22 protein-coding genes and 3 pseudogenes are annotated in these 21,492 nt (G+C 49.1%); 20 read left to right on the top strand and 5 right to left on the bottom strand.

What is annotated here, in order from left to right; translation table 11 throughout:
* Positions 1-948: pseudogene (locus CXB77_RS00770) on the bottom strand (signal recognition particle protein); the annotation flags it as partial.
* A gap of 117 nt (positions 949-1,065) precedes the next feature.
* Here CXB77_RS00770 and CXB77_RS00765 point away from each other — a divergent pair.
* A pseudogene (locus CXB77_RS00765) lies at positions 1,066-1,882 on the top strand (cytochrome C assembly family protein).
* A 124-nt stretch (positions 1,883-2,006) separates the two neighbouring features.
* Here the strand turns inward: CXB77_RS00765 and CXB77_RS00760 are convergent.
* Entirely contained in the window at positions 2,007-2,279 is a 273-nt protein-coding gene (locus CXB77_RS00760; protein ID WP_146108625.1) for a hypothetical protein, read from the bottom strand.
* A gap of 110 nt (positions 2,280-2,389) precedes the next feature.
* On the opposite strand from CXB77_RS00760, the gene rsgA reads away from it, so the two are divergent.
* The 13 genes from rsgA (at position 2,390) to CXB77_RS00700 (ending at position 14,333) form a co-directional block, all read left to right on the top strand.
* On the top strand, positions 2,390-3,418 hold the full coding sequence (rsgA, locus tag CXB77_RS00755) for a ribosome small subunit-dependent GTPase A (protein WP_105072421.1): 1,029 nt from the start codon (positions 2,390-2,392) through the stop codon (positions 3,416-3,418).
* A 43-nt stretch (positions 3,419-3,461) separates the two neighbouring features.
* The gene (gene glyA / locus CXB77_RS00750; protein WP_105072420.1) at positions 3,462-4,718 is read left to right on the top strand and encodes a serine hydroxymethyltransferase; all 1,257 of its coding nucleotides are present in this window, start codon (positions 3,462-3,464) and stop codon (positions 4,716-4,718) included.
* Positions 4,719-4,962: 244 nt separating this feature from the next.
* Positions 4,963-5,466: a transcriptional regulator NrdR gene (gene nrdR, locus CXB77_RS00745; RefSeq protein WP_105072424.1), complete on the top strand. Its 504-nt coding sequence runs from the start codon at positions 4,963-4,965 to the stop codon at positions 5,464-5,466.
* A 162-nt stretch (positions 5,467-5,628) separates the two neighbouring features.
* The gene (locus tag CXB77_RS00740; RefSeq protein WP_105072419.1) at positions 5,629-6,240 is read left to right on the top strand and encodes a YggT family protein; all 612 of its coding nucleotides are present in this window, start codon (positions 5,629-5,631) and stop codon (positions 6,238-6,240) included.
* Positions 6,215-6,562: a DUF167 domain-containing protein gene (locus tag CXB77_RS00735; RefSeq protein ID WP_105072418.1), complete on the top strand. Its 348-nt coding sequence runs from the start codon at positions 6,215-6,217 to the stop codon at positions 6,560-6,562. The genes CXB77_RS00740 and CXB77_RS00735 overlap by 26 nt, the downstream gene beginning before the upstream one ends.
* A 23-nt stretch (positions 6,563-6,585) precedes the next feature.
* Positions 6,586-6,729 (top strand): hypothetical protein, encoded by a 144-nt coding sequence (locus tag CXB77_RS20660; protein ID WP_242445306.1) that lies wholly within the window; start codon positions 6,586-6,588, stop codon positions 6,727-6,729.
* Positions 6,707-6,871, top strand: a complete 165-nt coding sequence (locus tag CXB77_RS24245) for a type IV pilin protein (protein ID WP_431520687.1) — start codon at positions 6,707-6,709, stop codon at positions 6,869-6,871. The genes CXB77_RS20660 and CXB77_RS24245 overlap by 23 nt, the downstream gene beginning before the upstream one ends.
* Positions 6,811-7,056 carry a GspH/FimT family protein gene (locus tag CXB77_RS24240; protein ID WP_431520686.1) on the top strand — a complete coding sequence of 82 codons (246 nt, stop codon included), beginning with the start codon at positions 6,811-6,813 and terminating at the stop codon, positions 7,054-7,056. The genes CXB77_RS24245 and CXB77_RS24240 overlap by 61 nt, the downstream gene beginning before the upstream one ends.
* Positions 6,951-7,229 (top strand): GspH/FimT family protein, encoded by a 279-nt coding sequence (locus CXB77_RS00720; protein WP_105072415.1) that lies wholly within the window; start codon positions 6,951-6,953, stop codon positions 7,227-7,229. Before CXB77_RS24240 ends, CXB77_RS00720 begins: the two co-directional genes overlap by 106 nt.
* Positions 7,226-7,678, top strand: a complete 453-nt coding sequence (gene pilV / locus CXB77_RS00715; protein WP_105072414.1) for a type IV pilus modification protein PilV — start codon at positions 7,226-7,228, stop codon at positions 7,676-7,678. Before CXB77_RS00720 ends, pilV begins: the two co-directional genes overlap by 4 nt.
* A gap of 8 nt (positions 7,679-7,686) precedes the next feature.
* Entirely contained in the window at positions 7,687-8,601 is a 915-nt protein-coding gene (locus tag CXB77_RS00710) for a PilW family protein (RefSeq protein ID WP_105072423.1), read from the top strand.
* An 11-nt stretch (positions 8,602-8,612) separates the two neighbouring features.
* Positions 8,613-9,137 (top strand): pilus assembly PilX family protein, encoded by a 525-nt coding sequence (locus CXB77_RS00705; RefSeq protein WP_172452468.1) that lies wholly within the window; start codon positions 8,613-8,615, stop codon positions 9,135-9,137.
* A gap of 39 nt (positions 9,138-9,176) precedes the next feature.
* Complete coding sequence (locus CXB77_RS00700; protein WP_146108623.1) at positions 9,177-14,333, top strand: PilC/PilY family type IV pilus protein; 5,157 nt, start codon at positions 9,177-9,179, stop codon at positions 14,331-14,333.
* A gap of 54 nt (positions 14,334-14,387) precedes the next feature.
* Here CXB77_RS00700 and CXB77_RS00695 read toward each other — a convergent pair whose 3' ends face one another.
* Complete coding sequence (locus CXB77_RS00695; RefSeq protein ID WP_105072411.1) at positions 14,388-14,741, bottom strand: PilZ domain-containing protein; 354 nt, start codon at positions 14,739-14,741, stop codon at positions 14,388-14,390.
* Positions 14,716-16,179, bottom strand: a pseudogene (locus CXB77_RS00690) (TldD/PmbA family protein). Before CXB77_RS00690 ends, CXB77_RS00695 begins: the two are co-directional and overlap by 26 nt.
* A gap of 310 nt (positions 16,180-16,489) precedes the next feature.
* Here CXB77_RS00690 and fnr point away from each other — a divergent pair.
* The 3 genes from fnr to wrbA all read left to right on the top strand — a co-directional run bounded on the left by fnr (position 16,490) and on the right by wrbA (position 18,601).
* Complete coding sequence (gene fnr, locus CXB77_RS00685; RefSeq protein WP_105072410.1) at positions 16,490-17,245, top strand: fumarate/nitrate reduction transcriptional regulator Fnr; 756 nt, start codon at positions 16,490-16,492, stop codon at positions 17,243-17,245.
* A complete protein-coding gene (locus CXB77_RS00680) occupies positions 17,208-17,927 on the top strand; it encodes a glycine-rich domain-containing protein (protein WP_242445305.1) in 720 nt (239 codons plus the stop codon). Before fnr ends, CXB77_RS00680 begins: the two co-directional genes overlap by 38 nt.
* 74 nt (positions 17,928-18,001) lie before the next feature.
* A complete protein-coding gene (wrbA, locus tag CXB77_RS00675; protein WP_105072408.1) occupies positions 18,002-18,601 on the top strand; it encodes an NAD(P)H:quinone oxidoreductase in 600 nt (199 codons plus the stop codon).
* On the opposite strand, the gene CXB77_RS00670 is transcribed toward wrbA, so the two are convergent.
* A complete protein-coding gene (locus tag CXB77_RS00670; RefSeq protein ID WP_105072407.1) occupies positions 18,598-19,155 on the bottom strand; it encodes a CDP-alcohol phosphatidyltransferase family protein in 558 nt (185 codons plus the stop codon). The two genes, wrbA and CXB77_RS00670, sit on opposite strands and share 4 nt — an antisense overlap.
* 125 nt (positions 19,156-19,280) lie before the next feature.
* Here CXB77_RS00670 and purM point away from each other — a divergent pair, with 125 nt between their 5' ends.
* The 3 genes from purM to CXB77_RS23410 all read left to right on the top strand — a co-directional run bounded on the left by purM (position 19,281) and on the right by CXB77_RS23410 (position 21,330).
* Positions 19,281-20,348 carry a phosphoribosylformylglycinamidine cyclo-ligase gene (purM, locus tag CXB77_RS00665; RefSeq protein WP_105072406.1) on the top strand — a complete coding sequence of 356 codons (1,068 nt, stop codon included), beginning with the start codon at positions 19,281-19,283 and terminating at the stop codon, positions 20,346-20,348.
* Positions 20,341-21,021: a phosphoribosylglycinamide formyltransferase gene (gene purN, locus CXB77_RS00660; RefSeq protein WP_431520685.1), complete on the top strand. Its 681-nt coding sequence runs from the start codon at positions 20,341-20,343 to the stop codon at positions 21,019-21,021. The genes purM and purN overlap by 8 nt, the downstream gene beginning before the upstream one ends.
* A gap of 75 nt (positions 21,022-21,096) precedes the next feature.
* The gene (locus CXB77_RS23410; RefSeq protein ID WP_347338014.1) at positions 21,097-21,330 is read left to right on the top strand and encodes an S-adenosylmethionine:tRNA ribosyltransferase-isomerase; all 234 of its coding nucleotides are present in this window, start codon (positions 21,097-21,099) and stop codon (positions 21,328-21,330) included.
* The last annotated feature ends 162 nt before the right edge of the window (positions 21,331-21,492 follow it).

Here is a 21,492-nt window from a genome sequence, read left to right as displayed (position 1 = left end):
GCTTTATCGTGATCAACTCGTGCCTGCACCTCTTCGACCAGCGACACGACATCGCCCATGCCGAGAAATGCGCGAGGCGATGCGCTCAGGATAAAACGGCTCCAGCGCAGTGGTTTTCTCGCCCGTACCGAGAAATTTGATTGGTTTGCCAGTGATTTGGCGAATCGACAACGCTGCGCCGCCGCGAGCATCGCCATCGGTTTTGGTGAGAATCACGCCGGTCAACGGCAGCGCAGCATCAAACGCTTTTGCCGTATTTGCTGCGTCTTGACCGGTCATCGCGTCCACAACAAACAGCGTTTCTACCGGCTTGAGCGCAGCGTGAATGGCTTTGATTTCGTCCATCATCGCCGCGTCAACGTGCAGCCGTCCGGCGGTATCGACGATCAACACGTCTTTATAATGACGGCGAGCGTAATCGAGCGCCCGTTGCGCAATATCAACCGGTTGTTCGCTGCCAGTGCTGGGATAAAACTCTGCGCCAACTTCTGCCGCAACCGTTTTTCAATTGCGCAATCGCAGCGGGGCGATACACATCGCAACTGACGACCAGCACGGACTTTTTCTGTTTTTCCTGTAGCCACCGCGCCAGCTTGGCGACGCTGGTGGTTTTGCCGGAGCCTTGCAAACCGCCATCAGCACCACTGCGGGCGGCTGGGCGGTAAGATTCAGTTGTTCATTGGCCTGCCCCATGAGCGTGACCAATTCGTCATTGACGATTTTAATCAGCACCTGACCGGGCGTGAGGCTTTTCGCCACTGCCTCGCCGAGCGCCTTGGTCCGCACATCATCAATAAACTGACGCACCACCGGCAGCGCCACATCTGCTTCCAGCAGCGCCATCCGTACTTCGCGCAAACTGTCTTTAATGTTGTCCTCAGTCAGGCGACCCTGACCACGCAAATTGGTCAGGACATCGGCAAAACGGTCTTGGAGAGTTTCAAACATGTATTGACCTCAATAACAATCGCTGTCTGCCTCGCACAGAAAGTTGCGAGTATAATGTTTCGCGTGAGATGCCCCCACGTTTTCAGTATCAACAGCCTATGTCACACCATTAAACCTATGACTCATACTATTTTTGCCACCATCGCCACCCTTTGTTATCTCGCTGCATCCGGCTTAATTGGAATGCGCTTATTTCGTAAAGAAGGCTGGATTCCAGAGCGCAGTTTTGCGATTGCCGTCGGGTTTGCCGGTTTGCTGCTGCATAGCTGGCTGCTGTGGGACAGCATCTTCAGTCAAGGCGGAATCAATTTAGGTTTCTATCACGCGCTGGCTGACTGCGGCATGGACGATTGCGCACTGCTGCTGGTCTCCAGCTTAACCAAACCAGTCGATAATCTCGGTTTGATTCTGTTACCCGCTGCGGCACTCAGTCTGATTTTAGAAGCTAATTTTGCGGAGGTCGCCTTTTTGCGTCCGACCGCAACTTGGCCGCTAAAAATTCATGTATTGCTGTCAATGCTCGCTTATAGCCTATTAACGCTCGCGTCTGGTCAAGCCATTTTGCTGGCGCTGCAAGATCGTCATCTGCGCCAGCGTCATCCCGGCGGATTTATTCGCACTTTGCCGCCATTGCAAACGATGGAAAGTCTATTATTTGAAATGATTAGCGCCGGATTTGTATTACTGACGCTGGCGTTGTTGAGCGGATTTGCGTTTTTAGAAAACATGTTTGCGCAGCATTTAGTGCACAAAAACGGTGTTATCGGTGCTGGCATGGCTAGTGTTTGGCGGGCTATTGGTCGGGCGTTTTCGTAATGGCTGGCGCGGACGCACTGCGATCATTTGGACGCTCGGCGGTTTTGTCATTCTCATCTTGGCGTATTTCGGAACCAAGATCGTATTGGAATTCATTTTGCCGCCGCCGGTCAGTTGAGCGTTAAAAACTTGTTTTTCACTGTGTGATTAGGTGCAGAATTAACGTTGATTTTATTAAAAACCCGCGTAACTGCGGGTTTTTTTGTACATTCAGCGCAGATAAAGCAACAAGCTATCTAATGCTATTCATAAAAATCTTCGAGTCTTTTACCCGTTCTCACTGACTCGTAAATTGCGGTCTTCATTAAAAACATTAAATACATGATGCGTATGCGTTCCTCGCGTGATAAGCCAGCAAAGAGCATTGCATTATTTGCAATCATTAACTCATTCACTGTTGACAAATCCTCTTCGGGCATGTTGGCTAAAAAAGTCGAAGACCAATCATCCAGTTTAGACAACGAAAGCGCCTCTAAATACATTGTGGATTCAACAGGATTTTTGTACACAGTCATCGAATTATCAATATTATAGTTAAATTTCATATTATTCCGCTAATAGAGAACAAAAGTGATGATGTTGGTTTTAGAATTTTAATGCAAGTTGCAATGATGGTGCTAATTCTATGACAAAACGCCGCTTGTCCGAACGGCAGCTGGAACGCATTCGCGCTATTCAAGAACGGCGACGCTCACGCGTGGAAACACGGCCAGACACCATTCCCGCAGACACTGAATTGATTGGTGAACCGGAAACTGGACGAGTGATGGTGCGTTATGGTGCAAATCTCGCAGTGGAAGATATGGCTGGACAGTTGGTGCACTGTTTGGTGCGGCGCAACATTGGGCAGCCAGTGTGCGGAGATTGTGTCGTTTGGCAACGCATTGCCGATGCTCAGGGGGTCGTGACGGCGCTGCTGCCGCGTTCCACCGTGTTAAGTCGTCCTGATTTTAACAATCAACCCAAGGCACTTGCGGTCAATTTATCACAGCTCATTGTGCTGATTGCACCAGAACCGGAACCGAGCAGCTATCTCATTGATCAATATCTGGTTGCTGCGGAATTGATCGGTGTCGAAGCCATTTTAGTCGGCAACAAAATGGATTTGCTCAATCCGCCCGCTCGCGCCGCATTTGAACGCAGATTTGCGCATTATTCGGCAATTGGTTATCGCACTTTTTGGACAACGCTCCATGATCTCAGCACGCTCGCAGCACTGATTGCGGCGCTTGCCAACCACACCAGCGTGTTGGTCGGTCAATCCGGCGTCGGCAAATCATCATTGGTCAAAATTCTGCTGCCGGATTTAGCGATTCAAATCGGGCAGTTATCAACAGCAACCGGCTTGGGTCGCCACACTACTTCCGCCACCACCTGTTACCGACTGCCCGATAACGGACGTTTAATTGATTCGCCCGGCGTGCGCAGTTTCCGACTCGGTGCGATCAGCCGTGACGAATTACAGCAGGGTTTCCGCGAGTTTCAACCGTATCTTGGGCGCTGCCGTTTTGCCGATTGTCATCACGACCACGAACCGGATTGTGCGATTCGTGACGCCGTGACCGCCGGAGTGATTGCGCCAGAACGTTTGACCAATTTTCAGCATTTACGCACTGCGCATTTGCCGCGCAGTCACAGCGACGCCACCCAGTAAAATCGCTAAAATGCGCCACTTTGTATTGCCAGAGAATAAAACAATGTTTGAATCGACCATGCACATTAGCGCCCAAGACCCAGAAATTTGGGCTGCTATTCAGAATGAAGAACGCCGCCAAGAAGAACACATCGAATTAATTGCCTCTGAGAATTACGCCAGCCCATGCGTAATGCAGGCACAAGGCAGCGTATTGACCAATAAATACGCCGAGGGTTATCCCAGCAAACGCTATTACGGCGGCTGCGAATACGTCGATGTCGCCGAGCAATTGGCCATTGATCGCGCTAAACAACTCTTCAATGCCGATTACGCCAATGTGCAACCGCATTCCGGTTCACAAGCTAATACCGCAGTGTTTATGGCGCTGTGCAATGCAGGTGATACTGTTTTAGGAATGAGTTTGGCGCATGGCGGTCATCTCACACACGGCGCCAAACCGAACTTTTCTGGCAAACTTTATAACGCAGTGCAATACGGTTTAAATCCAGAAACTGGTGAAATTGATTATGACGAAGTAGCGCGATTGGCGCATGAACATCGTCCGCGCATGGTCATTGCTGGCTTTTCCGCGTATTCGCGTATTGTCGATTGGCAACGATTCCGTGATATCGCGGATAGTGTCGGCGCGTATTTATTGGTTGATATGGCGCATGTTGCTGGATTGGTTGCTGCTGGCGTGTATCCCAGCCCAATACAAATTGCGGATGTGACTACGACGACCACGCATAAAACCCTGCGTGGACCACGCGGTGGACTTATTCTGGCAAAAGCCAATCCTGAGATTGAAAAGAAACTGAATTCAGTGGTATTTCCTGGTATTCAAGGCGGACCGTTAATGCACGTCATCGCCGCCAAAGCGATTGCATTCAAAGAGGCATTAGAACCGAGTTTTCGCGTGTATCAAGCGCAGGTGGTGAGTAATGCGCGGATCATGGCAGAAGTCTTTATTGCGCGTGGTTATGATGTGGTTTCTGGCGGCACGGATGACCATTTGTTTTTGGTAAGTTTTATTCAACAGGGTTTGACCGGTAAAGATGTAGATGCGTGGCTCGGCGCAGCGAATATCACGGTGAATAAAAACGCGGTTCCCAATGATCCGCAATCGCCATTTGTCACCAGCGGCATTCGTATTGGTACTCCAGCAATGACCACTCGCGGTTTTGGCAGCGATGAAGCGCAGGAGTTGGCGGGTTGGATGTGTGATTTAATTGATGCGCGGGGCAATGAAGCAGTAATTGCAACCGTAAAAGCGCAGGTGCTGGCGCTGTGCCAACGGTTTCCGGTATACCAACGTTAAGCGTGAAATGTGATGCAGTTGAAACCACCAGTGAGCACTTGGATTGAATAACAATAAACTACTTCTCTATTCAATTGCGTCACGCTTAAACTCTAAAAAAGAGGCGACGGATCGCCCTAAAATTCTGATGGTGCGGGTTTTAATGTGCTGAAAAAAACCGCCAGCGCCGGTGAAGATTTGCGGCGGCTGGCTCAACGCTTAGAAGAACATGTCGAGCAGTTCGACTGCTGACTGGATGCCCATCATGCGCTGCCCTTTTTGCAATGAACAGGAAACCAAAGTCATTGATTCGCGCTTATCCAGCGAGGGCGATCAAGTGCGGCGGCGGCGGCAGTGCGTAGGCTGTAAAGAACGCTTTACCACTTATGAAGTTGCGGAATTGAGTGTGCCGCGTATCGTTAAACGCGACGGCAGCCGCGTTCCGTTTGATGATCGCAAATTGCGGTCGGGAATGATGCGGGCATTGGAAAAACGCCCAATCAGCACTGAGCGCGTAGATCAGGCGCTGGCGCATATTCAACGGCGTTTAATGTCCAGCGGCGAATGCGAAGTGTCATCAGCGCGGCTGGGTGAATTGGCAATGGACGAATTGCGTCAAATTGATCAAGTCGCGTATTTGCGCTTTGCTTCGGTCTATCGCAAGTTTTCCGATGTCAACGCATTTTGTGAAGAAATCGAGCGGTTGGAACATCAACCTGCGCCAGACATCAACCGCTTGCAGTTGGAATTATTGTTCGATATAGAATAGGAATGACGCTGCAGCATTCCTCACGCTATTGCTTTCAATGCAATAACGCACTGATAGTTAATAGCAATTCATTTCACTCAACCACCACGGAGGAAGCGAGTTTGGCAGTTGCATCATGCGCTGCCTTCCCATTGATAATAATGGTTTTCTCGCACAACACCCATGACCAGTTCCTATCTGCTGTCCCCGCTGGTTTTTTTATTACAAACCCTCTTTGGGTTGTATACCGCTGTAGTCGCCATTCGCTTTCTGCTGCAATGGGCGCGAGCGGATTTTTATAATCCGATTTCGCAATTTATAGTGCGCGTGACGACGCCAGCACTGCGTCCATTGCGCCAATATATTCCCGGTTATGGCGGACTTGATCTCGCCGCATTGGTATTGATTTGGTTATTAACGACAGTGGAACTGGCATTGCTGGCGCTATTGCTCGGTAGCCCGCACTCAATTCTCGGCGCAGTTGGCTGGGCCATTCCAAGCATGGCGGAGTTATTTATTAACTTGATGTTATTTGCTGTATTGGCGCGGGCGTTATTGAGTTGGGTCAATCCCGATCCGCGTAATCCGATGATCGGCTTGCTCACGCGCTTAACCGATCCAGTGATGCTGCCAGCCCAGCGGCAAATTCAGCCGATTGGCGGCGTTGATCTTTCACCGCTGGTCGTCATTATTGGCTTGACGTTGCTCAATATGTTGCTGATTCCACCTAAAATGGCTGGTCGGCAGCCCGTTTTAACGGATCGCGCTGATGTCGTGGTATCGCTGGCACGGTGAAGATTTGGAGCTGGCGCTGCGGGTGCAAACCCGAGCGCCGCGTGATGACTTTGTGGGCGTTGATCCTAGCGGTGATTATTATCGAGTGCGCATCCAATCGCCGCCGGTTGATGGCAAAGGAAATCAATCACTTAAACGCTTTATTGCGGAGGAATTTGGCGTTGCGCCTTCGCACATTACATTGCTCAGTGGCGAACATGCCCGCTATAAACGCTTGCGAATTCAACGTCCTAGGCTGTTACCAATTGCGTGGTGCGTCCTGCTGCGACGGATTAAATTTAATGCGTTGATTTGTGTCGCAGTTCCCATTTTTTTAAACTAGATCATCTAAGCTGAAATAGCAGCTTGAATGCGATTTGCGTGATTCACGGCAATATCACACCCACGGAGCTACTGAATGTTCATGTGCCGTATTTATCCGCTCGGTATCAATCGCCATTCGCACCGTTTTATTCTGCGGCAGCGTATGACGGGAACCACGCTGCTTGAGTTAATGATTACCCTCTCAATTGCCGCTATTTTAATGTCAATTGCCGTGCCGAGTTTTCAACCTTCACGCGCACCAATCGCATCGCTGCGATCACCAATCAACTCAGCAGTGCACTGCAATTCGCACGTTCGGAAGCAATGACACGCGGGAAAACTGTCACTGTATGCAAATCCAATGATATTACTGACAGCACTCCAACGTGCAGTACAACTGGTGTTAATTGGCAGATGGCTGGGTCGTTTTCGTTGATAACGATGGTGATGGCACTTTTGATACTGGTGATACTCCATTGCGCGTTGGACAAGCAACGAATAGCGGTGTGGTAATTGACGGAGACACTAATTTTGCAAAATTTGTGCGATTCAAACCGAACGGTCAAAATTTAGGTGCCAGCACTTCTATAGGCACAATTTCCATTGTTATTGCGCCAGAAAAACGCTGCATCAGGTTTGGTTTTATTGGGCGTTTACGTATTGACTCAGGAACAGACTGTCCATGACGACATATCGCTATTATCAACAGGGTTTTACATTACTTGAAGTGATGATTTCTGCGCTGGTGCTTTCTGTGGGTTTATTGGGTCTGGCGGCATTACAAGGCGTTTCACTCAAAATGAGTCAAGGGTCTTATTTGCGCGTTCAGGCAGTGAATCTCGCCTATGAAATCATTGATGCGATGCGAGCAAATAAACCAAATGCTGCAAGTTATGATGGCACTTGGGCAGCCATTACGGGCAATCAAACTTTTGCGACCGCCTATTCATCAGGTGCTGCTATTGCGACCGCTGACCTTACTGCATGGCGCAATCATCTTGCTTATTTACCAAGTGGCACCGCTACTATTTCGGTAACAGGCGGCACGATGGTGACAGTAACAATTACTTGGGATGAAAGCCGCTTAGAAGGAACTGGCAGCAGTCAATCATTTCTATTTACAACGGAATTATGAGGCTTTCAATGTATCTCGCATCCGTTTATACGCAATCATCATCGCAACGCGGTTTTACACTCGTTGAATTGATGATTTCAATGACGATTGGTCTTTTTATTTCTGCGGGAATGGTGGCGTTGTTAATTGGCAATAAGCAAAGTTACCGCGATAGCGAAAACATGGCACGGGTACAGGAAAATGGACGTTTTGCAGTTGAATATCTAGCGCGAGATATTCGACAAGCCGGATTACAAAACTTTTCTGTCCCAAAAGCAAGAATGATAAATAATAATCCACCGCCAAAAGACTATATTAAGGGCTGGAACGGCGCAAGCACAAAACCAACGTTAGCAGTCGGCCAAGACCCCGCTTTTTGGAGTTATTTAGATGATAAAAAAGGAAAAGATTGGAGTAATTTAGGTGGTAGCACTTATACCCCAAACACCGATATTATTGGAATTCGTTATTTAGATCCTGATTCTGATATTGATCCTACTACTGACCTTGATGTTGATGATATTAAACCTGATACTGATTTTTATCCTAAGCCTAATAAAACTGATCCTTACGTCGTTAATCATGTTTATTACATCAATAAAAGTAGTGCTGCAACTAACCAACCCGGATTATATCAAAAGATTGGTTCTTTAGCCGCGCAAGAACTCATAGAATGCGTTTATGATATGCAGTTGCATTATGGAATTGATAATACCGGAGACGGGCAAATTGATAACTATGTTTCAGCTAATTCAGTTCCAGATTGGAATAATGTGCTTGCTGTAAAAATTGATTTATTACTGGGTAGCAGTGAAGATAATTTAGTGGATGCTGCAATGTCGCTGCCTTTTGAAAAAAACGACGGCACTTTTTTTACTGCCACTAACCGCCGTATCTATCAAATGTTTAGTACCACTGTTGCCTTGCGCAATCGCATGAAATGAGGAAGCTGGCAATGTTGAGTCAATTACTGAACCGCAAACGTCAAAGTGGCATGGTTTTAGTCACCGGACTTATTTTTCTGTTATTGATGACAGTTCTTGGCATGACTTCTGTGCAAACAACCACACTTAATGAACGCATGGCGAGTAATGCCAATGATCGCAATGTTGCATTTCAAGCCGCAGAAATAGCATTGCGTAGAGCTGAAACCGTGATTATGAACACTGAAGCTGAAAATATAAACGAAATTCCATTAGCCAGTGTAGCGCCTGATTCAGATGATGATAACGATTGGACTGATGCAATTTCGTATCCCAGCGCAGTTGGATCAATTCCTGCTGTCAGTTCTATCACTACAGTGCCACCATTGGCTGCCCAACCAACTTATGTCATTCAATGTGCATATAGTGAATCTACATCATGCTCAGAAAACTGTTTTATAGGAATGAATTGTTATAAAGTGACAGCGCGAGGGCAAGGCGCTATTGCAACTTCAGTCGTCGTTTTAGAAACAATCGTTGCACGTCCAATAGATTGAATCGCTATGTTAAAAATGCTTTTTTAGCGGAGATTAGTCATGCGTGACTACAACAAACATTTCACCCAATACCGATCTGGATTTGCATTTTTGATTGGCATTATTCTTTCAATTCCGGTTGCATTCGTTAACGCTGAAGACCTTGCGCAATACCCATTATTTGCGAGTGGTGGCGATGTCGCTGCGCCACCGTTGACCATGCTGATTATGGGCAAGGATCACACGCTTTATTATGAAGCCTATAACGATGCGTCTGATTTAAGCGGTGATGGAGTGCTCGATGTTGGCTATAAACCAAATATGGTTGATACCAATGGTGATGCTGTCGATTATTTTGGTTATTTTGATTCGCATCTTTGTTATGACTATAGTGCTGATCTTTTTACTCCAGTTTCTACGACAACAACTAAAAAATGTCCCGGACATTGGAGTGGCGATTTTCTTAACTACATTACAACAACTCGGATTGATGCGCTGCGCAAAGTGCTTTATGGCGGACGGAGGTTTACTGATATTGCTTATAACCCTGATAGCCCTACCACAGCTACAACAGTTCTTGAACGTTCTTATATTCCACAAGATGCCCATAGCTGGGGCAAGGAATACTTAAGTTCTGCACATGATGGTTATCTCATTTCTGACTATACGCCGTTGTCACAACCATCAGCGGGAACTCGTCATCTGTTTGCTAATACGACACTTGCTAATGAAGCTAGTAAAAAACCACTAATGCGGGTGTTGACGAATTCTAATTATCGAATTTGGAACTGGGTGGCAATTGAAAGACCTGTTGCTGGAACAAATTGTTCTGGTGGTGCATGTGAAAGTACGGCAACAGTCAATAATACTCGACCAGCAGATCACGATGCTTTTAATGCGCTTATTGAGCTCTTAGCAAATTCAAATAACTTTATGGGGAGCAATGCTCCACCCACACCTTCAACTCCTAATTTTACGCTGAATGGCAGAATTGATTGTAGTAGCAGTTGCAACCCTTATGGCAGCGATGATAATTACATCACTATATTTAAGGGAAGTATTAATATCGTTACAGCTGGTAATTATGAATTTTCAATCAATGGTGATGATGCAACTGAAGTAATCATTGATGGAAGCGTAGTTTTTGGTAGATATACATGGAATGTATGTACCGCTAAAGACGATAACTGTAAAGGTAGTGTTGACCTTACAGCCGGATCACATCAAATTGAGTTTCGACACGAAGAAGGTGGTGGTGGAGATAAATATATCTTGTATTGGAAGGGAGCTGATAGCAGTGATATCTGGGCAGTTGTTCCAACTGCAAAATATTCTGATTTAGTTGTTTCAACTTACAGTAGAAATGTTCCGGCTTCGGATATGGAAGATTACACTGTCCGCGTTCAGGTTTGTAAAGACGGTCTTTTAGACTCTAATTGCAAACCCTATACCAATACGGCTCCAAATCCAGATGTCGTGACTTATAAACCAGATGGGTTGTTACAGGAATATGGTAAAGATGACAAAATGCTGTTTGGTTTAATTTCTGGATCATTCAAGCACTCAACCAACATGAGCGGCGGTGTTTTACGCAAAAATATTGAAAGTTTTATGAATGAAATAAATCCAAGTCTTGGCGAAGTTGATCTATCAACTGGTGTATTTACAGGTTTGCTTGGTATTGTAAAAACTTTGGATTTATTTCGGATCGTCGATTTCAATAGCGGTACAGGCTATTCTTATAGTGGCGGTTGGTTGACAACCAGCCCGATGGTGAGTTCAAGTAGTAAATTCCCAGATTGGGGTAATCCGATTGCGGAAATGATGTATGAAAGTTTGCGTTATTTTTCTGGTAAAACCACTGCGACATCAGTATTCATGCCAACGCTGACAAGCGGTAAAGAGCATATTACTTTACGCGATCCTGCGGATTCGGCGATGGATTTACCCGCACCAGCTTGGGTTGATCCTTACACCGATAATTCTTCGCTCTATTGTTCACCGGGCGCTCAATTAGTGATTAGCGATGTCAATCCATCATTTGATACCGATCAGGTTCCCGGTACAGTGTTTGGCAGTTTTAGCGGTGACATCAGCGGATTAAATGTAACGACCGAAGCAAATGCGATTTGGAGCGCCGAATATGGTGGCTCAAGTGCGCATTTTATTGGTGAAGTCAACGGTAGCTCTGATTTTCTTGGTGCGCCAACGGCAAAGACCGTTAGTGGATTAGGCAATATCCGAGGATTATCACCTTCTGAACCGACCAAACAGGGCGGCTATTATTCCGCTGGCATTGCACGCTATGCGTTTAAGAATGATCTCAGAGCCGATTTAGCAGATAAACAAGACATCAATACATTTTCTGTCGCTTTGGCATCACCATTGCCGAAGATTGTCATTCCGGTAGGTAGTAAAAAAGTAACGCTAGTACCCTTTGCGAAATCAGTTGGTGGCTATAGTATCAATATAGCGCAGGGGCAATTTCAACCAACAAACACCATTGTTGACTTCTTTATTGAAGAATTTGCTAATACTGATCCAAATGGCTCAGACGAAAATGACAGCATTAATGGTGGACGTCCATCAATTAAGTTTCGTATTAACTACGAGGACGTGGAACAGGGCGCAGATCACGATATGGATGCCATTGTTCTATATGATTTGAAAGTTAATGCAGATAATACCCTGACTGTAGCACTGGATTCGAGCTATGCCGCTGGAAGCATTATGCAGCATCTGGGCTATGTCATTTCTGGAACCACTCACGATGGCGTTTATTTAGAAGTACGTGATAAAGATACGAGCGTTGGTGATGATCCAGATTATTTTCTTGATACGCCAGCCGGTGTGTCATCAGGAGGTTGTGCGATCGGATCACCACCTTCTGATTGCGGAATATCAGGAACTGATACTCCATTGCCATTGACTGCAACACGTACCTTCACGGCCAGCTCTGCAACTGATGCTGCAACGGTATTAGAAAACCCATTATGGTATGCGGCAAAATATGGCTCTGAAGGTAATGAAGGATTGGCTAAAGGTGAAGCATCACCTAATTACTTCTTAGTGACGAATGCCGGAAAATTGCAAGATCAACTCGAAGAAGCCTTTACCAGAATCTTAAATCTAAGCAAAGCAACTGCGGCATCAGCAGCCGCCAGTTCTACCCACACTAAAGATGCGCTCCTCTATCAAGCAAAGTTTGATCCAAGTGATTGGAGTGGAGAATTAAAAGCCTTTCAATTATCTGATGATGGTAGTGCAACGCTGAAATGGGATTCAACTATACCTGACTGGAATGATCGTAGTATTTACACTTGGAATGGAACGCCAGATGATGATTCTGACCCAGCAGGAATTGCATTCACTTGGGCAACACTCAATAACGCTCAAAAAGCCTATTTATCTAACGATGAAACTATATTTAATTGGTTGCGAGGCGATCAGAGCAAAGAAACGAAAGATGACGGAATCACTGGTTTTCGTGAGCGCACTAAAATTTTGGGTGACATTGTTCATTCCGATCCGCTTTATGTCGGCAAGCCGCAAAATGTCGGTTATAAATACTTACCAACAGGAGCACTTGGTAAAGATACATATACGACATTTCTTACCTCCAATGCGACCCGCACATCAATGATTTATGTTGGCGCTAATGACGGCATGTTACATGCTTTCGATGCGCTAACAGGTGAAGAAAAATTCGCTTATGTGCCAAATGCCCTGTTGGGTAAATTAAAAGACTTGACCAGTCCAACTTATAAAAGCCTCACTAGGCACCGCGATTTTGTAGACGGCTCGCCCAATGTTGCTGATGCCTATGTCAATGATGCTTGGCGCTCTATTCTAATTGGAACATTAGGTGATGGCGGAAAAGCGGTATTTGCATTAGATGTCACAAACCCGGATACGTTCACAACTGAAAATGTGCTATGGGAATTCAGTGATGCTAATCTTGGTTATATGGTCGGTCAAATGAACACTTCGCCAATTGCTGCTGGAGTACATTCGCCCGTCATTGGTCGGTTACAAAATGGTCAATGGGCGGCGGTATTCGGTAATGGCTACGACAGCGGTACAGGTGCTTGGCTTTATATTGTTAACTTAGATGATGGTAGTTTAATTAAAAAGATTCAAGTTTCAACCGATGTCACCAATGGCTTGTCTGCTGCAACGTTAATTCGTGATACCAACCAAACCATTGCTGGAGCCTATGCTGGCGATCTCAAAGGCAACCTATGGAAATTCGATCTGACCGGTACTTCTTCTGCTTGGGGTGTTGCATACAGCGGAGTTCCGCTATTTCAAGCAGTCGATGCGGATGGTGTGCGGCAACCAATCACTGGACCGCTAGAAATTGGCACACATCCATTAGGCGGTTATTTAGTGTATTTTGGCACTGGTCAATATATGCGCGGTAATGATGTTCTTAGTCGCACTGTACAAAGCGTTTATGGTGTTTGGGATAATGCGACGTTGGAAAAAGACCCTACTAATCCGCTTCAATTCGTTTGGGATGGTGGCAGCGTTATTTCCAGTCGGAGTTCATTACTTGAACAGGAAATTTTATATGAACTTGGTTTGCCTAATGACCCAGAAGATTACACTTGGCGAGTGATTTCACAAAACCCAATGGATTGGGAAGCATCCCCAGTAAAACGCGGTTGGTTTATCGATCTTATTTCACCAGAGAATGGCGAAGAAGGAGAACGCGTGATCAGTCGTCCGCAGATTTTATCGGGCGCCGGACAGGTATTATTTACCAGTATTATTCCAATTGAATCAGATGATCCATGTACCGTTGGCGGTGGCAAGAGCTGGGTATTTTCAGTTGACCTATTCACTGGCGGTAGTTCGACTAGTCCCACTTTTGACGTGAATGGCGATGGCGAATTCAGTAACGAAGATATGGTGATTATCCGCGATGGAGTTGTAGGAACAATTCGCGTCGTTGATGGTGTTGAAAAATTAGTAACGAATAATGGTGGCAGCGAAACTCAAGAAGACTATCATCCAGAAGAAGGTGATGTTAAATTGCCGGTGAGTGGCGTAAAACTGGATCAAATTATCGATTCGCCACGTGTTTTACGCGATGATAATACTGATAATTATGTCTCGATAACATCGGGATCAGATGGCGGTGATCTCAAACCATTACCACCAATTGCTGGCGATAATCGTGTCGGCCGTTTGAATTGGCAGCAACTCCGCTAATCCCAATTTAACCCAGCAAAAAAGTCCGCCCCTGTGCGGACTTTTTTATTGAACTCAATCCTTCAATAACGTGCGAATCCCGTGACGCGCACTTTCACCCACATCGCAAAATTCAATTCCAAGACACCATTCATGCTCTGCCGCAGCCGGTGAAATCCAAATCACCGATCCAATCACCTGAATTCCGGTCGGATGATTGAAAGCCTGCATTTCTACTAATACTGTTGATTTCAATGGCAACGCTCGCTCGCTTTGTACCTGCAAGCCACTTTCGCTCAAATCTTGTGCCCGAACCTGCTGTAGACCGAGCACCGGATGAAATGGAATCAACGGCAGAATTTGCACCTGTCCTTGCCAAGCCACGCGCTCAGAACTGCGCCGTTCATCTATTTTTCGATTCAGCATCATCGCCATCGCCTCCAAATACCGCTACATCCCGAAATAAACACGGCGGCGACGCATGACCGACATACACCGCTTGATTGGGTTCGCCCTTGCCGCAATTGGTCACGCCGCGAATTTCCAGCGTTTCTGGGCCGCCTACGCCGTCGAGACTGCGCCAAAAATTGGCGGAAATGCCGCGATAACCGGGATTGCGCACCAAATCGGTGAGTTCGCCATTTTTAATTAACCGTCCGAATTCACAGCCGAATTGAAATTTATTCCGGCTGTCATCAATCGACCACGAGCGATTGGTATCCATCAGCACCCCGCGTTCCACTCGCGCCACCAAATCGTTCAAGCTGCCTTCGCCCGGCTCCAAATTGATATTGCCCATGCGATCAATCGGCGGACGATTCCAACTGCTGGCGCGAGTACAGGCAGTGCCCGGCAACCCGGCGCGAGACTGTGACAGTGCACCGCCGAGTGGACGTTCTAAAATCCCGCGTCGAATCAAATACTCACGCTGCGCCGGAGTGCCCACATCGTCAGCAACCATCGACATCAGCTCGCCGGGCAGCGTGGGATCAAAGGTGACATCCAGCAATTCAGAACCGTAGCGATAACGCCCGAACATGCCGGGCGTGACAAAACTGGTGCCCGCGTAATTGCGCTCGTCGCCGAGAATGCGATCCAATTCAAGCGGATGCCGATGCTTTCGTGAATCTGCAACACCATTTGGCTGGGCAGCAAAACGAGATCGCGGATGTCATTGGGGCATTCCGGCGCAGTCAGCAGCGCCAGCGCCTCCGCTGCCACCCGCGGCGCATCGTCCAACAATCGCGCCGCAGTGACGCGTTCCCAGCCACCCTGCTGCGGCCAATCTGCGCCGCCACCGTGACGGCGCTGCGTTTGATTCCAGCATTAGCGACTGCGAGCAGTCCCGAATGTACCGATTCAAATACCTGCGACACGCGCCCGCCGTCGCTGGTGACTAGCAACTGCGCGACCCTGTGCCGCGTCAACCATGCCGAACAATCGACGATGCGCTCATCAATCTGCAACGCCGTATTCACATCCTGCAGCAGCGCCAATTTATCGGTCACGGGCAGCGCATTCCACGATTCGCGCACTGGCGAATGGTAATCAGCGCGGGTATTAGAACGCGGATACAGGCTGGCATCGAATAAGCCGAGGCGAGCATGTGCCTGCGCCCATTCCGTCGCTCGCGCACTCGCTGCGGCCAGCCCGCGAGACTCAAATCATTGGTTGCTGCGTAACCAATGCCACCGTTTTTCACGATGGTCATCATTGCGCCGAGTGAAGAATTAAGCGTGCTGGGTTCGACGACGCCTTGCCGCACTTCTAAATGATCAGAGTCCTCTTCGACCAAGCGCAGCGTCCAGTAATCGCAGGCGGGAGCTTGCGTGAGGAAGCGATCAGCGAGTTCAAATAATTGTTCCATAAAGAAAGATGAGCGCGTCGCATAAAAAGTTGATTGAAATTAGACCACATTTCAGCGGTTGCGGTTTCACCGTTGCATCAAGCCTGTAGCGTGGTCAGCGAGAAATTTAGCGATTTTCAGTTGTCAGTTGACCGGCGACAAAATGCCAGACAAAAAAACATTACAGAATAATACGAACAAAAATGGTCGCCCTTGTAATTCGTCAACGATCCAGTTAAAAACCGCGTACATTTTGATGCAAATAATCTAAATCAAATGGCAGACCAGCGTGATCACGCTGCCACTGTCAATACCAAAGGAAAGATGTGTCGTGAGCCAATTTCAAGTGATCTCGCTAGAGTCCATGCGCATCGCGTGTCGCAATTGCAGTCTGGTCAACCTGTGTTTACCGATGGGATTAACACCAGATGACGTTGAACGTCTGGACGGTCTCATCAAACACAATCACCCGCTGCATCGCGGGGATTATTTATTTCGGCGTGGCGATCACTTTCGGTCGCTGTACATCGTCAAAACTGGCGCAGTAAAAACCTTTGCTCCCAGCCCCGAAGGTGGCGAGCAAGTGCTGGGCTTTCATTTACCCGGCGAGATCATTGGTCTCGATGCGATTGCTCGCGCCTGTCACATCAGTTCCGCTAAGGTCTTGGAAACCTCAGCGATTTGTGAAATTTCGTTTGCGAAACTCGAAACGCTCACCGCGATTACCGCCAGCCTGCAACATCAGATGTATCGGCTATTGAGTCAGGAAATCGGTCAAAACACCGAGATGCTGCTGCTGCTCGGCAGGAAAAATGCCGAGGCGCGACTGGCCAGCTTTTTATTGAACTTGTCGCAGCGGTTACGACGGCGCGGACTCTCGCCCTCGGATTTTTATCTCAGCATGTCGCGGCATGAAATCGGCAGTTATCTCGGCTTGGCGGTGGAAACCGTCAGTCGCGTTCTCACGCGCTTTCAGGACGACAACATGATCCGCGTTGATCGTAAACACATTGAATTGCTGAACTTTTCAGCATTGATGGCGTTGTGCGATGGCGGCGGTCAACATCGCCAACAGCAGCGTACTTAACATGAATGGATTCTGGATCACGTTGCTGGCGCTGGGGACGACGAGCCTAATCATTAAAATTTGGGCGATGCGCCGCCGTGCTAAACGCGCTGCGTATATTCGCAGCTATGCTTTTCCACCCGGATTACTCGACCGTTTTGCAGCGCACTATCCGCAATTAAATGCCAGAGAACGACATTTGGTTGCTCGCGCTTTGCGGCAATTCTTTATTGCTTATCTCAATAGCGGGCGGCAATTCGTTTCTATGCCTTCGCAAGTCGCCGATGCACTCTGGCATGAATTCATTTTATACACGCGCCATTACCAAGCCTTTTGTCGGCGAGCATTTGGACGCTTTTTACATCACACGCCAGCGGTGGTTCTCAGCGCCAATCGCCAAAATAATGCCGGATTACGCCGCGTGTGGTGGCAATGCTGCCGTGATGAAAAATTGAATCCACGCAGCAGTGAACGTTTACCATTGCTGTTCGCACTGGATGAAAAACTCGGCATCGAAAACGGTTTTTATTACGCGCTAGATTGCATTGGTTTACAATCAAATAATGGCGTTAACGTGCATTGCGTGGGTGATTTTACGAGCACTGATTTCGATGGTTCACTTGATGGGCTGGGTGATTTCTTTGGCGGCGATGGTGATAGCGATGGTGGTGATGGATGCGGCGGTGGTTGCGGGGGCGATTGAATAATAGAAAAATTGGCAGCAGGCAGTAGGAAAATCGGTGATCACTGACAACGCAATTCAGGAGCAGAATAGAAATGAATTATATCTTGGTGTTGTATTACAGCCGTCATGGAGCGACGGCAGAAATGGCGAAACACATTGCGCGAGGCGTGGAAGCTGGCGGTTTAGAAGCGCGGCTGCGCACCGTGCCCGCAGTGTCTGCCCTGTGTGAAGCGACCGAGGACAGCATTCCGGCGAGCGGTGCGCCCTACGCCGATCACGAGGATGTGCGCCACTGCGCGGGGCTGGCGCTCGGCAGTCCGACACGCTTTGGCAATATGGCTGCGCCGATGAAGTATTTTCTCGATGGCACCAGCGGTTTATGGCTGGCTGGCGCGTTGGCGGGAAAACCAGCGGGTGTGTTTACGTCAACGTCCAGTTTGCACGGCGGTCAGGAATCAACGCTGTTAAGCATGATGTTGCCGCTGCTGCATCACGGCATGTTCATCATGGGTTTGCCGTACAGCGAACCGGCGTTGCTGCACACCACCAGCGGCGGCACTCCTTACGGTCCATCGCATGTCGCCGGTGCGGATAATCAATTGCCGATCAGCGATGACGAACGCCAACTCTGTCATGCGCTCGGTCAGCGGCTCGCTACTGCGGCGATTCGACTCACTGCCGAACGCAGTTAATCGGCTTTCAAACCTCGGCGCATCGCTTTGCGTGTCCAAATCCACACGTATTGCGCACCGCTGATAATCACCGTGATAAAACACGCCCACGTTAATCCCGATAACAATGCTGCTGGCAACGGCAGCGGCGCAGCATTGGTAATCACCGCCACGACCAGCAAAATTTGCAATAACGTATTGAGTTTGCTCACCGGAATGGGCGCTGCTTCCACTGCTTCCACTTGATAGTTATAAAGCACTGCGCCGCTTACAATCACCAAATCTCGAAACACCACCGCCAATACCAACCAAATCGGAATTAACTCGCGTGCACCCAGCACCAGAAAACAGCACACTAATAGCGTTTTATCCGCGAGTGGATCGAGAATACCGCCGAGCCGACTTTGCCAGCCATAATGCTTGGCCAAGAAGCCATCCAGTCCATCTGACGCGCCAGCAACGGCAAATAACACCAGCGCCCAGCCGAATTGATCTTCAAACAGCAGATAGACCACCGGAATCACGGCAATCAACCGCATCATGCTAATAATGTTAGGTAAATCTTTGAGCTTCACAATACGACCTAAATGAAATGTGCTGTTCTAAAGTTAAGATGCTAGCTGGGTGATTCACAGCTGTCCAAGCGTCTCGGTATACAATCGGCCATTCGCCACTTCATTCGGAACTAATCATCGCCGTCATGCCAGATTCTCGTCCTCTTTCTCTCAATTATCGTGATGCCGGTGTTGACATCGACGCCGGAGCACGTTTAGTCGAACGCATTAAACCACTCGCGGCTGCCACCATGCGCCCCGGCGTTCTCACTGGACTCGGTGGTTTTGGCGCACTGTTTGAATTACCACTGGCGAATTATCGCCAACCGGTGCTGGTGTCAGGCACCGACGGCGTGGGAACCAAACTGAAGCTGGCGCTGGAACTGGGACGACACGACAGCATCGGCATTGATCTGGTCGCCATGTGCGCCAACGATATTTTGGTTAGTGGCGCCGAACCGCTGTTTTTCCTCGATTATTACGCCACTGGGCAATTGGATGTCGAAGTCGCAGCGGCAGTCATCAGCGGCATCGCGCAGGGCTGCACATTAGCGGGCTGCGCCTTGACCGGCGGCGAAACAGCGGAAATGCCCGGCATGTATCACGCAGGCGAATACGATCTCGCTGGCTTTTGCGTCGGCATTGCGGAAAAAGCAGATTTGATCGTGCCGGAGCGCGTCACCGTCGGCGATGTGCTGATTGGGCTGGCATCTTCTGGGGCGCATTCCAACGGTTATTCCTTGATTCGCAAAGTGATTGCCGTCAGCGGCGCAGATTTAGCCGAGCCGTTTGATGGCGCGACGCTCGGCGAACGGCTGCTCGCGCCGACGCGGATTTACGTCCGCTCGGTGCTGCCATTAACCCGCAGTCTCAAAATACACGCGCTGGCGCACATCACCGGCGGCGGCTTGACCGAAAACCTGCCGCGAGTGTTGCCGCCGGGCACACGAGCGCAGCTTGATCTCACTGCGTGGTCACGTCCGGCAGTGTTTGATTGGTTGCAAATGCAGGGCGGCATTACCGCGATGGAAATGTTGCGCACCTTCAATTGCGGCATCGGCATGATCGTCTGCGTGGCCGCAGAAGATGCCGATACCGCGCTGGCGCAGTTGCAGGCAGCCGGCGAAACGGCATGGCGCATCGGGCATATCGAAGCAGAAGCGCCGAATGTTGCGCCAAGCGTGGTGTATTGCGACGGAGCTGCGCATGGCTAAATTGCGCGTGGTGGTGCTGATTTCCGGCAGCGGCAGCAATTTGCAGGCATTGCTTGACGCGCAGATTGCGCACCTCGAAATCGTGGCCGTCATCAGCAACGAGCCAAAGGCTTTTGGTTTGGAGCGGGCGCAGCAGGCGAACATTGCCAGCGCAGTGCTGAATCATCGGAATTATGCCGACCGCGCCAGCTATGATGCTGATTTACAACAGTTGATTGATCAATACGCGCCGGATTTGGTCGTGCTGGCTGGGTTTATGCGGATTCTGACTGCGACCTTGGTTGAGCATTACCGAGGTCGAATGCTCAATATCCATCCGTCATTGCTGCCGAAATTTCAAGGATTACACACCCACGAGCGGGCGCTGGCCGCCAGAGAAACAGAGCACGGCGCGAGTGTGCATTTTGTGACTGCCGAACTCGACGGCGGGCCGGTGATTGCGCAGGTGCGCGTGCCGGTGCTGCCGAATGATGATGCAGAAACGTTGGGCGCACGGGTGCTGGCGCAGGAACACCGGCTTTATCCGACGACGGTGCGCTGGTTTGCCGAAAAGCGGCTGGCGCTGGGGCGGATGGACGAGCGTGGTTGGATGGTGCGCCGCTGCTGCATCCGCAAATTTTGCTGTAATTCAAGGTCATTTCTGATTGAGTGCAATGCGTTTTTCTCGTTCTGATTTTCACTACGACCTCCCTCCTGAGTTGATCGCCCAACACCCGCTGCCGAACGCGGCGGGTCACGGCTGCTGGTGGTGGAACATTCCGCCGCAGCTCTCCGCGATCTGCAATTTGCCGATTTACCACAACTGCTGCGTCCCCACGATTTGCTGGTGTTCAACAACACTCGCGTCATGCGGGCGCGATTGTTTGGGCGCAAATCCAGCGGCGGGCGCGTGGAACTGCTGATTGAGCGCGTATTAACGCCGCACATCGCACTGGCGCACCTCCGCGCCAGCAAAGCGCCAGCGGCAGTTCAACGCTGCTGATCGACGCGGTGTCACGCTGCAAGTGCTGGGCGCGAGGGCGCGTTATTTCAGTTGCAGTCGCCAGAACTGGCGTTTGCGGAATTGATGGCGCACCACGGGACACATTCCCCGCTGCCCCGTACATTCAGCGCCCGGACACTGCCGCCGATGAAGCGCGTTATC

The sequence above is a fragment of the Chromatium okenii genome, from assembly GCF_002958735.1.
Taxonomy (GTDB): domain Bacteria; phylum Pseudomonadota; class Gammaproteobacteria; order Chromatiales; family Chromatiaceae; genus Chromatium; species Chromatium okenii_A.
Note: the sequence above shows the minus strand (reverse complement) of the source record. Positions and strands in the feature narration are given on the sequence as shown.